This window comes from Streptomyces hazeniae (assembly GCF_031845485.1).
Taxonomy (GTDB): Bacteria; Actinomycetota; Actinomycetes; order Streptomycetales; family Streptomycetaceae; genus Streptomyces; species Streptomyces hazeniae.
Genome location: NZ_JAVREQ010000011.1, coordinates 119,832 through 133,404 on the forward strand (window position 1 = coordinate 119,832; position 13,573 = coordinate 133,404).

7 protein-coding genes are annotated in these 13,573 nt (G+C 74.1%); 4 read left to right on the forward strand and 3 right to left on the reverse strand.

The genetic code is table 11. From position 1 onward, the window contains the following. Positions 1–74: 74 nt before the first annotated feature. A complete protein-coding gene (gene rpsA / locus RM572_RS14325) occupies positions 75–1,583 on the reverse strand; it encodes a 30S ribosomal protein S1 (RefSeq protein WP_311673708.1) in 1,509 nt (502 codons plus the stop codon). A 346-nt stretch (positions 1,584–1,929) separates the two neighbouring features. Here rpsA and RM572_RS14330 point away from each other — a divergent pair, with 346 nt between their 5' ends. Together RM572_RS14330 and hrpB are read left to right on the forward strand one after the other, a co-directional pair. After that, positions 1,930–2,778 (forward strand): class I SAM-dependent methyltransferase, encoded by an 849-nt coding sequence (locus RM572_RS14330; RefSeq protein WP_311673709.1) that lies wholly within the window; start codon positions 1,930–1,932, stop codon positions 2,776–2,778. A gap of 81 nt (positions 2,779–2,859) precedes the next feature. Next, positions 2,860–5,460, forward strand: a complete 2,601-nt coding sequence (hrpB, locus tag RM572_RS14335) for an ATP-dependent helicase HrpB (protein ID WP_311673710.1) — start codon at positions 2,860–2,862, stop codon at positions 5,458–5,460. 80 nt (positions 5,461–5,540) lie between these two features. On the opposite strand, the gene RM572_RS14340 is transcribed toward hrpB, so the two are convergent. Continuing rightward, positions 5,541–7,301, reverse strand: a complete 1,761-nt coding sequence (locus RM572_RS14340) for a lytic transglycosylase domain-containing protein (protein WP_311673711.1) — start codon at positions 7,299–7,301, stop codon at positions 5,541–5,543. A 149-nt stretch (positions 7,302–7,450) separates the two neighbouring features. Continuing rightward, positions 7,451–10,111 carry a DNA polymerase I gene (gene polA, locus RM572_RS14345; RefSeq protein ID WP_311673766.1) on the reverse strand — a complete coding sequence of 887 codons (2,661 nt, stop codon included), beginning with the start codon at positions 10,109–10,111 and terminating at the stop codon, positions 7,451–7,453. Positions 10,112–10,251: 140 nt separating this feature from the next. On the opposite strand from polA, the gene RM572_RS14350 reads away from it, so the two are divergent. Then, entirely contained in the window at positions 10,252–12,594 is a 2,343-nt protein-coding gene (locus tag RM572_RS14350) for an FdhF/YdeP family oxidoreductase (protein ID WP_311673712.1), read from the forward strand. 15 nt (positions 12,595–12,609) lie between these two features. Then, on the forward strand, positions 12,610–13,083 hold the full coding sequence (locus tag RM572_RS14355; RefSeq protein ID WP_311673713.1) for a PaaI family thioesterase: 474 nt from the start codon (positions 12,610–12,612) through the stop codon (positions 13,081–13,083). Positions 13,084–13,573 lie beyond the last annotated feature (490 nt).

A 13,573-nucleotide genomic window follows, 5' to 3' on the forward strand; every position in this document is an offset into this window, starting at 1 on the left:
GAAAGCGGCGTGGCCCGCACCTCCCGGGGGAGGTGCGGGCCACGCCGTGCGACGTGCGCGTCAGCGGCGCGCGATCAGCTCTGGCCGCCGGCCAGCTTCTCGCGGAGGGCCGCCAGGGCCTCGTCCGAGGCGAGGGCGCCGGCGTCGTCGGTCGACTCCGAGGAGTACGAACCGCCGCCACCCTGGCCACCGCCCTGCGGGGTGGGGGCGCCGCCGGCAGCGGCCTCGGCCGCGGCCTGCTCGTCCGCCTCGCGGGACTTGATGACCTGCGCCTGGTGCTGCTCGAAGCGGGTCTGGGCCTGGGCGTACTGGCCCTCCCACTCCTCGCGCTGCTTCTCGTACCCCTCGAGCCAGTCGTTGGCCTCGGGGTCGAAGCCCTCGGGGTAGATGTAGTTGCCCTGGTCGTCGTACGACGCGGCCATGCCGTACAGCGTCGGGTCGAACTCGACCGCGGTCGGGTCGCCGCCGAAGGCCTCGTTGGCCTGCTTCAGCGAGAGGCTGATGCGACGGCGCTCGAGGTCGATGTCGATGACCTTGACGAAGATCTCGTCGTTGACCTGGACGACCTGCTCCGGGATCTCGACGTGGCGCTCGGCCAGCTCCGAGATGTGGACCAGGCCCTCGATGCCCTCGTCGACCCGGACGAACGCACCGAACGGCACCAGCTTGGTGACCTTGCCGGGCACGACCTGGCCGATCTGGTGCGTGCGGGCGAACTGCTGCCACGGGTCTTCCTGTGTCGCCTTGAGCGACAGGGACACGCGCTCGCGGTCCATGTCGACGTCCAGGACCTCGACCGTGACCTCCTGGCCGACCTCGACGACCTCGGAGGGGTGGTCGATGTGCTTCCAGGACAGCTCGGAGACGTGGACCAGACCGTCGACGCCGCCGAGGTCCACGAAGGCGCCGAAGTTGACGATCGAGGAGACGACGCCGGAGCGCACCTGGCCCTTCTGGAGGGTGGTGAGGAAGGTCTGGCGGACCTCGCTCTGGGTCTGCTCCAGCCAGGCACGGCGGGACAGGACCACGTTGTTGCGGTTCTTGTCCAGCTCGATGATCTTGGCCTCGAGCTCCTTGCCGACGTACGGCTGGAGGTCGCGGACGCGGCGCATCTCGACCAGGGAGGCGGGAAGGAAGCCGCGCAGGCCGATGTCGAGGATGAGACCACCCTTGACGACCTCGATGACGGTACCGGTGACGATGCCGTCCTCTTCCTTGATCTTCTCGATGGTGCCCCAGGCACGCTCGTACTGGGCGCGCTTCTTCGAGAGGATCAGTCGGCCTTCCTTGTCCTCCTTCTGGAGGACGAGGGCCTCGATCTCGTCGCCGACGGCGACGACCTCGTTCGGGTCGACGTCGTGCTTGATCGACAGCTCGCGCGAGGGGATGACGCCCTCGGTCTTGTAGCCGATGTCGAGCAGGACCTCGTCCCGGTCGACCTTCACGATGACGCCGTCGACGATGTCGCCGTCGTTGAAGTACTTGATCGTCTCGTCGATCGCGGCGAGGAAGGCTTCCTCGGAACCGATGTCGTTAACCGCAACCTGCGGGGTGGTCACGGTGGCTTCGGTGCTGCTCGTCATGTGGAAAAGGGCTCCGGTACGGACAGTGAGTCGTAGGTACTGCTACGCCGAGAGCCCGTATCGCACCGCATGCAAGCCAGCCGGACAGCCAATGAAGGACCTATGTACCGAGGGGACATACAACAGATGCGAGCGCGACCTGCTCCGTCTGAGGTCCGCAGGCCCGCAGCGCAACTTGTAGCATACGGGCGCCGCCGGGCATGGTCAATGCGCGAACGAGTACACCCGGGGCCTAACGGACCAATCCGGCGCACACCCGTCACGGCCCGCGCCGGAACGGCGTCGCACCGCCCGCTCCGGGACCGTTCCCGGACGGCTTCCGCAGCACACTACGACGACGGACACGATGATCCAAGAGAACGAACCCGAGGCGATCCGGCGCGTCGCCGGCGCCGGCGAGAGCAGCCGCGCCAGCCGCGGCTGGTGGGACGACAACGCCGACGACTACCAGCGCGAGCACGGCGGCTTCCTCGGCGACCAGCAGTTCGTGTGGGGCCCGGAGGGCCTGGAAGAGGCCGACGCGCGGCTCCTCGGCCCGGCGGGCGCGCTGCGCGGCCGTGCGGTGCTCGAGATCGGCGCGGGCGCGGCGCAGTGCTCGCGCTGGCTGGCCGCCCAGGGTGCCCGGCCGGTCGCGCTGGACCTCTCTCACCGCCAGCTCCAGCACGCGCTGCGCCTCGGCGGCGCGGCCTCCGCCGCGGGGAACGGCATGCCCGTTCCTCCGGCGGTCCCCCTGGTCGAGGCCGACGCAGCCGCCCTGCCGTTCGCGGACGGGAGCTTCGACCTGGCCTGCTCGGCCTACGGCGCGCTGCCGTTCACCGCCGAGCCGGTACGGGTGCTGCGCGAGACACGGAGGGTGCTGCGCCCCGGCGGACGGTTCGTCTTCTCCGTCACCCATCCCGTGCGCTGGGCGTTCCCCGACGAGCCGGGCCCGGAGGGCCTGACCGCGACGTCCTCCTACTTCGACCGCACGCCCTACGTCGAGCAGGACGCTCACGGCCGCGCCGTGTACGTCGAGCACCACCGGACGCTGGGCGACCGGGTGCGGGACGTCGTGGCGGCCGGCTTCCGGCTCACGGACCTGGTGGAACCCGAGTGGCCGCCGGGGAACCGGCAGGAGTGGGGCGGCTGGTCCCCGCTGCGCGGGCGGCTGCTGCCCGGCACGGCGGTCTTCGTCTGCCACCGCGACGACGACTGAACGGCCGCGGAACCGCCCCGGGAACCGGGGCAGCAAGGGCGCTGCGCGGAGGACCGGGAGGGCGCTGGGAGACTGGGGCACGTGCTGCGTACCGACGCCCTCGACCGCCTTCCCGTGCGGGACTGCCTGCCCGCCCTGACCGACGCGCTGGACGGCCACGGCACGGCGGTGCTCTGCGCACCCCCCGGCACCGGCAAGACCACGCTCGTGCCGCTGCACCTCGCGGGGCTCCTCGGACCCGCCGGCGCGCACCCGCCCGCCCGGCGAGTGCTGGTCGCCGAACCGCGCCGGCTGGCCGCCCGGTCCGCGGCCCGCCGGATGGCGTGGCTGCTCGGCGAGGAGCCGGGCGGCACCGTCGGGTACACCGTGCGCGGGGACCGGCGCGCCGGGCGCCGTACCCGGGTGGAGGTCGTCACCACCGGCGTACTCCTGCAACGCCTCCAGCGCGACCAGGAACTCGGCGGGGTGGACGTCGTGCTGCTCGACGAGTGCCACGAACGGCACCTGGACGCCGACACCGCGCTGGCCTTCCTGCTCGACGTGCGGGCCGCGCTGCGGCCCGGGCTGCGGATCGTGGCCGCGTCCGCGACCCAGGACAGCGACGCCTGGGCGCGGCTGCTCGCCACCCACGACGAGGCGACGGACGCGCCGGTGGTGCAGGGCGCCGGCCGCCCCTTCCCCGTCGAGGCGCGGCACGCCGCGCCGCCCGCCGCCGTCCGGCCGTCGCACGGCACCTGGGTCGACCCGGCCCTGCTGCGGCACGTCGCGGCCACCGTGCGGCGGGCGCTGACCGAGGTCGAGGCGGGCGACGTGCTGTGCTTCCTCCCCGGTCTCGGGGAGATCGGCCGCGTCGCCGGGCTGCTGGAGGGCTGCGGGGCCGAGGTGCTGCAACTGCACGGGCGGGCGCCGGCCTCGGTGCAGGACGCGGTGCTGCGCGGGGGCGGCACCGGCGGCGCGGACGGCGGTACCGGCGGCGCTGCGGAGCGGCGCGTCATCCTCGCCACGTCGGTCGCGGAGTCCAGCCTGACCGTGCCGGGCGTGCGGAGCGTGGTCGACTCCGGGCTGGCCCGCGAGTCGCGCACGGACCACGCGCGCGGCCTGGGCGCCCTCACGACCGTGCGGGTCTCACGGGCGGCGTCCGCTCAGCGGCAGGGCCGGGCGGGCCGCGAGGCGCCCGGCGTCGTGTACCGCTGCTGGGCGCCCGCCGAGGACGCGGGGCGCCCGAAATGGCCCTCGCCGGAGATCGCCGTCGCCGACCTGACGGCCTTCGCGCTGCACGCCGCCGCCTGGGGAGAGCCGGACGCCGCCGGCCTGGCGCTGCCCGACGCACCGCCCCCCGGGGCGATGGCGGCGGCCCGCGAGACGCTGCGCGCCGTCGGCGCCGCCGGCGAGGACGGCCGGGTCACCGAACGCGGCACGCGCATGGCCCGGATGGGAGTGCACCCGCGCCTGGCACGGGCGCTGCTCGACGGCGCCCCGCGGGTCGGAGTCCGGGCAGCGGCCGAGGCGGTGGCGCTTCTCAGCGAGGAGCCGCCGCGCGACTACGGCGACGACCTCGCGGACGCGCTGCGCACGGCCCGCCGGGGGCGCGACGCATACGGCGCACGCTGGGCGGCGGAGGTGCGGCGCCTGCGTGCCGCGCTGCGAGCGGCGGACGGCACGGACGGGCGGGACGCGGGCCCGGAGGCGGACCACGAGCAGGGCGGTCCCGTCGACCCGCGGCAGGCGGCCGGTCTGATCGCGGCGCTCGCGCACCCCGAACGGGTGGCGGCGGCGCGCGGCGGACGCAGCTGGCTGATGGCGGGCGGCACCCGCGCGGAATGCCCGGACGGCTCACCGCTGCGCGGCGCCGGCTGGCTCGCGGTCGCGGTGGCCGACCGGCCCGTCGGCTCGCCGGCGGCCCGGGTCCGGCTGGCGGCCGCCATCGACGAGGCGACGGCGCGCGAGGCGGCGGCCGCGCTGCGGCAGGAGAGCGAGGAGGTCCGCTGGGACCCCGACCGCGGCGACGTGGTGGCGGCGCGGACCGAACGGCTGGGCGCCCTCGAACTCTCCGTCCGCCCGCTGGAGCGACCCGGCCCGCAGGCGCTGCGGGCCGCCGTGCTGGACGGTCTGCGCCGCGAAGGCACCGGCCTGCTGCGGTGGACGCGGGACTCCCGCGCCCTCCGCGAACGGCTGGCCTTCCTGCACCGCGAGCTGGGCGCCCCGTGGCCCGAGGTGTCCGAACGCGCGCTGCTCGCACGCGCCGACGAGTGGCTGGGCGCGGTGGCGAACCGCGCCGGCCTGGCCCGCACCGACGCGGGCGACGTGCTGCGCGGGCTGCTGCCGTGGGCGGAAGGGGAGGCCGCGCGCCTCGACGCACTCGCCCCCGAACGGGTGGAGGTCCCCTCCGGGTCCCGGGTGCGGGTCGACTACGCGGCGGAGCAGCCGGTGCTGGCGGTGAAGCTCCAGGAACTCTTCGGCTGGCAGGAGACGCCGCGCATCGCGGACGGGCGCGTGCCGCTGCTGGTGCACCTGCTGTCGCCGGCGGGGCGGCCGGCCGCCGTCACGGGTGACCTGGCGGGATTCTGGCGCGAGGGATACCGGGCGGTGCGGGCGGAACTGCGGGGGCGCTACCCGCGGCACGCCTGGCCCGAGGACCCCCTCTCCGCCCTGCCCACCCGTCGCGTCAACCCCCGCCGCTGACCCCTGGCGGGAGCGCGGCGGCACGGTCGACGCCGTCCCCGCCCTCCCCGCGACGTCACGGGGAGAGGCGGGGCACGCCGCTACGGTGCGGAGGACGAGGGCGTCGGCGTGGGCGTCGGCGTCGGGGTGGACGGGGCGGCGGTCACCTTGACGGTGACCACCAGGGAACCGCCGCCGGGAGTGGTGAGCCGCAGGCGGTAGTCGGCGGGCTGCTCCCCGGCGTGCAGGTCGGGCAGCATGACCCGTCCCTCCGCGTCGGTACGCACCTCGAGCGTGTGCAGCTCGGCCTCGCCCTCACCGGCGAAGTACGGGCCGGTGCCGGCCGGGAGGGGCTTGCCGGCGGCGTCGAGCACCGTGGCGGTGACGGTCACCCCGGCGGCGGCTTCGCCCCCGTACGTGGCCTGGAGCTGTACGGCCGGGCAGACCGTGCCCGCCGGGGCCTGTACCGGGCCGCCCTCGCCGACGCGCTGCAGCGTGTCCGCCTCGGGTTCGGGCGCGGGCGCGACGGTCGTGGTGAACTCGGCGGCGCGCACGTCGCCGTGGCCGACCACCGTCGCGACGACCGTGAACTTTCCGGCGCGGTCGCCGGCCAGGAGGGCGGGCGCGGCCGCGGCGCCCTCCTCGTCCGTCCGCACCTCGACGATCCGGGCGCCGCGCGGGAAGCGGGCCGCGGTGTCGCCGACGATCTCGTAGCGCACCCGGGCCTGGGCGACGGGGTCGCCGTCCTCGGCCGTGACGCGCACCGGGTATCCACCGGTGTGCTGTCCGCCCGCGGTGACCGTGACCTCCGCCGCGCCGACACGCTCCAGCGCGGCCGGCACGTCCTCGGCGGGTTCCGTCGGGTCCGTCGGGTCGGTCGGCTCGCCCGGTTCGGAGGGGTCGTCCGAGGGGTCGTCGCTCGGGTCCGGGTCCGGGTCCGGGGACTCCGATCCCCCGGAGGGGTCGGGGGACGGCTTGCCCGTCCCGGAGCCGCCCGAGGACGGGCCGTCGTCACCGCCCGCGCCGGGCGACGTGGGCAGCGGGCCGGCGCCGTCGGGCACCTCGTGGACGCCGTCGCGGTAGAACTCCAGCCAGGACAGGACCGTACGCAGGTAGGCGCTCGAGTTGTTGTAGCTGAGGATCGCCCGGTCCAGGTCGGCCTTGACGGCGAGGTCCCGTTCGCCGGCGCAGAGGTAACCGCCCGCGGCCAGCGCCGCATCGTAGATGTTGTTGGGGTCGGAGCGGCCGTCGCCGTTGCCGTCCGCGCGCCACTTCGCCCACGTGGAGGGGATGAACTGCATGGGGCCGACGGCGCGGTCATAGGCCGCGTCGCCGTCGTGGACGCCGTTGTCCGTGTCGCGGATCTCCGCGAAGCCCTCGCCGTTGAGCTGGGGGCCGAGGATGGGGTCGAAGGTGGTACCGGCCTCGTCGACCGCGCCGCCGCGGGCCTGACCGGATTCCACCTTGCCTATCGCGGCGAGGAGTTGCCACGGCAGGTTGCAGGCGGGGTCGGAGCCGGATATCGCGCGCTCGGCCTTCTTGTACGCGGCGAGCACCGTCGCGGGGATGCCGGACTGGTCCGGGCCGACCTCGCCGCCCTCCTCGGGCGGCGCGGGAGTGGCGAGCGGCGGCAACTCCGTGTGGTACGAGTCGTCGCCGGGGCCGGCGTCGGGCGCCGAGCCGGAGGGGACGTCGCCCTCGGCGCCGCCGCCCTGCGCGAGTCCGATGCCGGGCGCCTGGGAGGCGGTGAGCGCGGCCATGGCCGCGGCCGCGATCGCCGCGCTGCTCACCCCTCTGCGGAGTCGCGCGGAGCCGAAGTCGGTCTGCTTGGCGGCTGCGTGCCTGCCCCGGTATCGCCCCATGCTCAGGACACCCCTCTCCCCCGGCGACTCACGTCGACAGGTGACCACATCGACACGTGACCCTACGGCATTCCGCTGTCCGCGTCAGCGGGCCCCGGCATCGAAACGGGGCCCGTCCGCCGCTGCGGCCCCCGCCGTCCCGCGGCGCCTCAGTGCGCCGCGGACTCCCAGTCGGCGCCGGACCCGACGGACACCGCGAGCGGGGCGCGCAGCGAGACCGCGCCGGTCATCTCCCGGCGCACCAGCTCCTCGCACACCTCCCGCTCCCCCGGTGCCACTTCGAGCACGATCTCGTCGTGCACCTGGAGCAGCATCCGGGAGGACAGGCGCTCCGCGCGCAGCGCCTCGTCGACGCGCAGCATGGCGACCTTCACGATGTCGGCTGCGGTGCCCTGGATGGGCGCGTTGAGGGCCATGCGTTCGGCCATCTCCCGGCGCTGCCGGTTGTCGCTGGTGAGGTCGGGCAGGTAGCGGCGGCGGCCCATGATGGTCTCGGTGTAGCCCGTGGCGCGGGCCTCGTCCACGGTGCGGCGCAGGTAGTCGCGCACGCCGCCGAACCGTTCGAAGTAGTCGTCCATCAGCCTGCGGGCCTCGTCGGGGGCGATCCCGAGCTGCTGCGACAGACCGAACGCGGACAGGCCGTACGCCAGGCCGTAGCTCATCGCCTTGATCTTGCGGCGCATCTCGGGGTCGACCTGACCGGTGGGGACGGCGAAGACGTGCGAGGCGACCGTGTCGTGCAGGTCCTCGCCGCCGGTGAACGCCTCGATCAGTCCCGCGTCCTCGGAGAGATGGGCCATCACGCGCAGTTCGATCTGGCTGTAGTCGGCGGTGAGCAGCGAGGCGTACCCGTCGCCGACGCGGAAGCCGCGGCGGATCGCGCGACCCTCGTCCGTGCGCACCGGGATGTTCTGGAGGTTGGGGTCCGTGGAGGACAGCCGCCCGGTCGCGGCGACCGTCTGGTTGTAGGTGGTGTGGATGCGGCCGTCCGCGGAGACCGTCTTGATCAGGCCCTCGACGGTGCTGCGCAGCTTCTGCTGCTCGCGGTAGCGCAGCATCTGCACCGGCAACTCGTGCTCGGTCTGCCCGGCGAGCCAGGCCAGCGCGTCGGCGTCGGTGGTCCAGCCGGTCTTGGTCTTCTTCGTCTTGGGCAGGCCCAGCTCGCCGAAGAGAACCTCCTGGAGCTGCTTGGGGGAGCCGAGGTTGAACTCGTGTCCCACCGAGGCGTGCGCGGCGGCCACGGCCTGCTCCACCGCGTCGGCGAACTGCCGCTCCATCTGCGACAGCCAGTCGCGGTCGGCGCAGATCCCGGCACGTTCCATCCGGGCCAGCAGTTCGGAGGTGGGCAGCTCCAGGTCGCGCATCAGCTCGGCGGCGCCGACCTCCTCCAGCCGGCGCCCGAGCGCCTCGCCGAGATCGAGGACGGTGCGGGCCTTGCTCATCAGCGCGTCGGCCTCGGCCTGCTCGTCGGTGCCGAAGGCGAGCTGCCCGCCGCCCTCGGCGGCCGCCGGAGCCAGCTCCCGGCCCAGGTACTCCACCGACAGGCCGTCCAGGGCGAACGAGCGGCGGCCGGGGGTGACCAGGTAGGCGGCGAGGGCGGTGTCGACCCGGACGCCGGCGATCCGCCAGCCGTGGTCGGCGAACACGCGCATCGCGGACTTCGCGTCGTGCAGGACCTTGGGGCGTTCCGCGTCGGCGGTCCAGGCGGCGAACGCCTTCTCGTCGGCCTCGTCGAGCTGCGCGGGGTCGAACCAGGCGGCCGGGCCCTCCGCCGTCGCCAGGGCGACCTCGCTCACGCTGCCGGTGCCCTGTTTCCACGCCGCGACGACGGCCATGCCCAGCGGCCCGCCGGAGCCGTGCTCCGCGAGCCACCCGGCCAGCTCGCCGTCGCCGAGGACGGTGCCGTCGACCGTGATGCCCTCCGCCGGTTCGACCTCCTCCGCCACTGCTCCCGGGTCGACGGCGAACAGCCGCTCCCGGAAGTTGGGGTGGCGGAACTCCAGCGCGTCCAGCACGACCTGCAGGGCCTCGGTGTCGTAGGGCTGCCGCACGAGGCCGGCGGGGCCCTCGTCCAGCTCCACCTCCCGCTCCAGCTCCGTCAGCCGCCGGTTCAGCTTCACCGACTCAAGGTGGTCGCGGAGGTTCTGGCCGGCCTTGCCCTTGACCTCCTCGGCACGCTCCACCAGCTCGGCGAACGAGCCGAACTGGTTGATCCACTTCGCCGCCGTCTTCTCGCCCACCCCCGGGATGCCGGGCAGGTTGTCCGAGGGGTCGCCGCGCAGCGCGGCGAAGTCCGGGTACTGGCTCGGCGACAGGCCGTACTTCTCCTGCACCTTCGCCGGCGTGAAGCGGGTGAGCTCGGAGACGCCCTTCGTGGGGTAGAGGACGGTCACGTCATCGGTGACGAGCTGGAGGCAGTCCCGGTCGCCGGTGACGATCGACACCGTGAAGCCGTCCGCGGCCGCACGCGTGGCCAGCGTGGCGATCACGTCGTCCGCCTCGAAGCCCTCGACGGCGAACCGCTTGACCCGCATCGCGTCCAGCAGCTCCCCGAGCAGCTCCACCTGGCCGCGGAACTCGTCCGGCGTCTTGGAGCGGTTCGCCTTGTACTCCGCGAACTCCTCCGACCGCCACGTCTTCCGCGACACGTCGAACGCCACCGCGAAATGCGTCGGCGCCTCGTCACGCAGGGTGTTCGCCAGCATGGAGGTGAAGCCGTAGATCGCGTTCGTCTGCTGACCCGTGGAGGTGGAGAAGTTCTCCGCGGGCAGCGCGAAGAACGCGCGGTAGGCGAGCGAGTGCCCGTCCATGAGGAGCAGGCGCGGTGCGGTGTCTTCAGGTGCTGTCTTGGCCACGCACCCGATACTCCCACGCCCCGCCGACAACGCCGTCCGGACGTGCCGGGGCCCATCACCGGGGCGCTGTCGCACCGGCATGCGACGATCGGTACATGACGCGAGAACCGCCCGCCGAGGACCCGGTACAGGACGCCCCGCAGGCCGACGGCCCGCAGCGCGCCGCCGCCGGCCTGCCCGCCGTGGGCCACTCGCTGCGGCACGCCACGGCGCAGATGGGCGTGCGGCGCACCGCGCTCACCCTGCTCCGCGTCAACCAGCCCGACGGCTTCGACTGCCCCGGCTGCGCCTGGCCCGAGCCGGAGCGCACCCACCGGGCGGAGTTCTGCGAGAACGGCGCCAAGGCCGTCGCCGAAGAGGCCACGCTCCGCCGCGTCACCCCCGACTTCTTCGCCCGGCATCCCCTCGACGACCTCGCCGGCCGCTCCGGCTACTGGCTCGGCCAGCAGGGCCGGCTGACCACCCCGATGTACCTTCCCGAGGGCGCCGACCGGTACGAGCCGGTGTCCTGGGACCGCGCGCTCGACATCGTCGCGGGCGAACTGCGCGCCCTGGACTCCCCCGACGAGGCCGTGTTCTACACCTCCGGCCGCACCAGCAACGAGGCCGCGTTCCTCTACCAGCTCTTCGCCCGCGAGTTCGGCACCAACAACCTGCCCGACTGCTCCAACATGTGCCACGAGTCGTCCGGCTCCGCACTCACCGAGACCCTCGGCGTCGGCAAGGGCAGCGTGCACCTGGAGGACCTGCACAAGGCCGAACTGATCATCGTCGCCGGGCAGAACCCGGGCACCAACCACCCCCGCATGCTGTCCGCGCTGGAGGAGGCCAAGCGGGCCGGGGCGCGGATCCTCACCGTCAACCCGCTGCCCGAGGCGGGCCTGGCCCGGTTCCGCAACCCGCAGACCGCCCGCGGCCTCGCCGGGCGGGGCACCCGCCTGACCGACCTCTTCCTCCAGATCCGCATCGGCGGCGACCAGGCCCTCTTCCGCGCCCTGGCCCGCCTGGTCCTCGAAGCCGAGGCGACCGACGACGCGTTCATCGCCGAGCACACCCACGGCTTCGACACGTACGCGGCCACCGCCCGCGCCGCCTCCTGGGACGAGACGCTGCGGGCCACCGGCCTCACCCGCGAGGAGATCGAACGGGCCGGCCGCATGGTGCTGGCCTCCCGCCGCACCGTGGTGTGCTGGGCCATGGGCCTCACCCAGCACAAGCACGCGGTGCCCACCATCCGCGAGATCGTCAACCTGCTCCTGCTCCGCGGCGACGTGGGGCGCCCCGGCTCCGGCGTCTGCCCCGTCCGCGGCCACAGCAACGTGCAGGGCGACCGCACGATGGGCATCTTCGAACGCCCGGCGCCCGCCTTCCTCGACGCACTGGAGGCCGAGTTCGGCTTCGCACCGCCCCGCCGGCACGGCTACGACGTGGTGCGCGCGATCCGCGCCCTGCGCGACGGGAACGCCAAGGTCTTCCTCGCCATGGGCGGCAACTTCGTCGCCGCGAGCCCCGACACCGCCGTCACCGAGGACGCCATGCGCCGCGCCCGCCTCACCGTGCACGTGTCGACCAAGCTCAACCGCTCCCACTGCGTCACCGGAGCCCGCGCCCTCATCCTGCCGACTCTGGGCCGCACCGAACGCGACAACCAGGCCGGCGGCGACCAGTTCGTCACCGTCGAGGACTCCATGGGGAAGGTGCACGCCTCACGCGGCCGCCTCGACCCCGCCGACCCCGCCCTGCTGTCCGAACCGGCCATCGTCTGCCGCCTCGCCCGCCGTGTCCTGGGCGACGGATCGGCCACGCCCTGGGAGGAGTTCGAGCGGGACTACGCCCGCATCCGGGACCGCATCGCCCGCGTCGTGCCCGGCTTCGAGGACTTCGACGCCCGCGCCGCCCGCCCAGGCGGTTTCACCCTCCCCCACGCCCCGCGGGACGAACGCCGCTTCCCCACCGCCACCGGCCGGGCCACCTTCACCTCCGCGCCGGTGGAGTACCCGCACGTGCCCGAGGGGCGGCTGCTGCTCCAGACCCTGCGCTCGCACGACCAGTACAACACCACCGTCTACGGCCTCGACGACCGCTACCGCGGCATCACCGGCGGCCGCCGCGTCGTCTTCCTGCACCCCGACGACGCCGCCGAACGCGGCCTGCCCGACGGCGCCTACGCCGACCTCACCAGCGAATGGCGCGACGGCGTCCGCCGCACCGCGCCCGGCTTCCGTGTCGTCCACTACCCCACCGCCCGCGGCTGCGCCGCCGCCTACTACCCCGAGACCAACGTGCTGGTGCCGCTGGACGCCACCGCCGACGTGAGCAACACCCCGGCCAGCAAGTCCGTGGTGGTCACGGTCACCCCCGCCGCCGGACGGTCCGGGGCCGATGATAGGAACGAGGCGGACACCCCACGCCCGGCCCGCGGCGGCCGGCGCAGCTGATCGGAGCCGTTGAGCATGGGCGAGCAGACCGCGACGAAGTTCCCGTCGGAGATCCTCGAACAGTGGACCGGCGTAGGCGTCGATCTCCCGTCGCTGTTCTCCGCAGGCCACCTCGGCGACCGCATGGGCGTCACCGTCGTCGAGGCCGCCCCCGACAGGGTCGTCGGCACCCTCCCCGTCGAGGGCAACACACAGCCGTACGGACTGCTGCACGGCGGCGCCTCCGCCGTCCTCGCCGAGACCCTCGGCTCCGTCGGCGCCATGCTGCACGGCGGCCCGGCGAAGATCGCCGTCGGCGTCGACCTCAACTGCACCCACCACCGCGGCGTCCGCTCCGGCATCGTCACCGGCACCGCCACCCCGGTGCACCGAGGCCGCTCCACCGCCACCTACGAGGTCGTCATCACCGAGGAGAACGGCAAGCGGGTGTGCAGCGCCCGCCTCACCTGCCTGCTCCGCGACGCCGGACCGGCCGCCGACGGCAGGTGAGGCCGCGGGTGACCCAGCGTCACCCACCCGATCCCCGCCCCACAGCACCCGCGTCCGGGCCCCGGACCGGCGCCGCCCCTCTCCGCGGGCGGAACATCCCGGTACGTGCCCCTGCGGGCGGATCCTCACGCTCGCCCCGGATACCGCCCCCGCACTCACACAGCGTCACCTCACCCGTCGAGAGAACCACCGGACGGAGTGACGTGTGCCACACCCGGCCCCCTCCCGCGCCGGACGCGTACGGAATGCGGACTCCCCCACGGCCCGCACCCGCGCGACACGCGAGGGAACTGCAGCTTCGCCGTCCGCCAGGCGTACCTTTCGTGCGCAGGGCATCTATCTCGCGCCACGATGACGTCCGTCATGACGCGCGTCATAACAAGAAAGTCACATCCTTCTCGACACCTCTCCCCCGCCGCCAGCCCTCCCCTTAGAGTCACCGCCAGTCACCGCGCCGCCGGGCGCGAACTGTCAGAGCACGGATCCAGTA

Coding starts and splice junctions, on each gene's coding strand:
- rpsA (WP_311673708.1), bottom strand. CDS start 1,583: ATGACGAGCAGCACCGAAGCCACCGTGACCACCCCGCAGGTTGCGGTT.
- RM572_RS14330 (WP_311673709.1), top strand. CDS start 1,930: ATGATCCAAGAGAACGAACCCGAGGCGATCCGGCGCGTCGCCGGCGCC.
- RM572_RS14340 (WP_311673711.1), bottom strand. CDS start 7,301: ATGGGGCGATACCGGGGCAGGCACGCAGCCGCCAAGCAGACCGACTTC.
- polA (WP_311673766.1), bottom strand. CDS start 10,111: ATGGACGGGCACTCGCTCGCCTACCGCGCGTTCTTCGCGCTGCCCGCG.
- RM572_RS14350 (WP_311673712.1), top strand. CDS start 10,252: ATGACGCGAGAACCGCCCGCCGAGGACCCGGTACAGGACGCCCCGCAG.
- RM572_RS14355 (WP_311673713.1), top strand. CDS start 12,610: ATGGGCGAGCAGACCGCGACGAAGTTCCCGTCGGAGATCCTCGAACAG.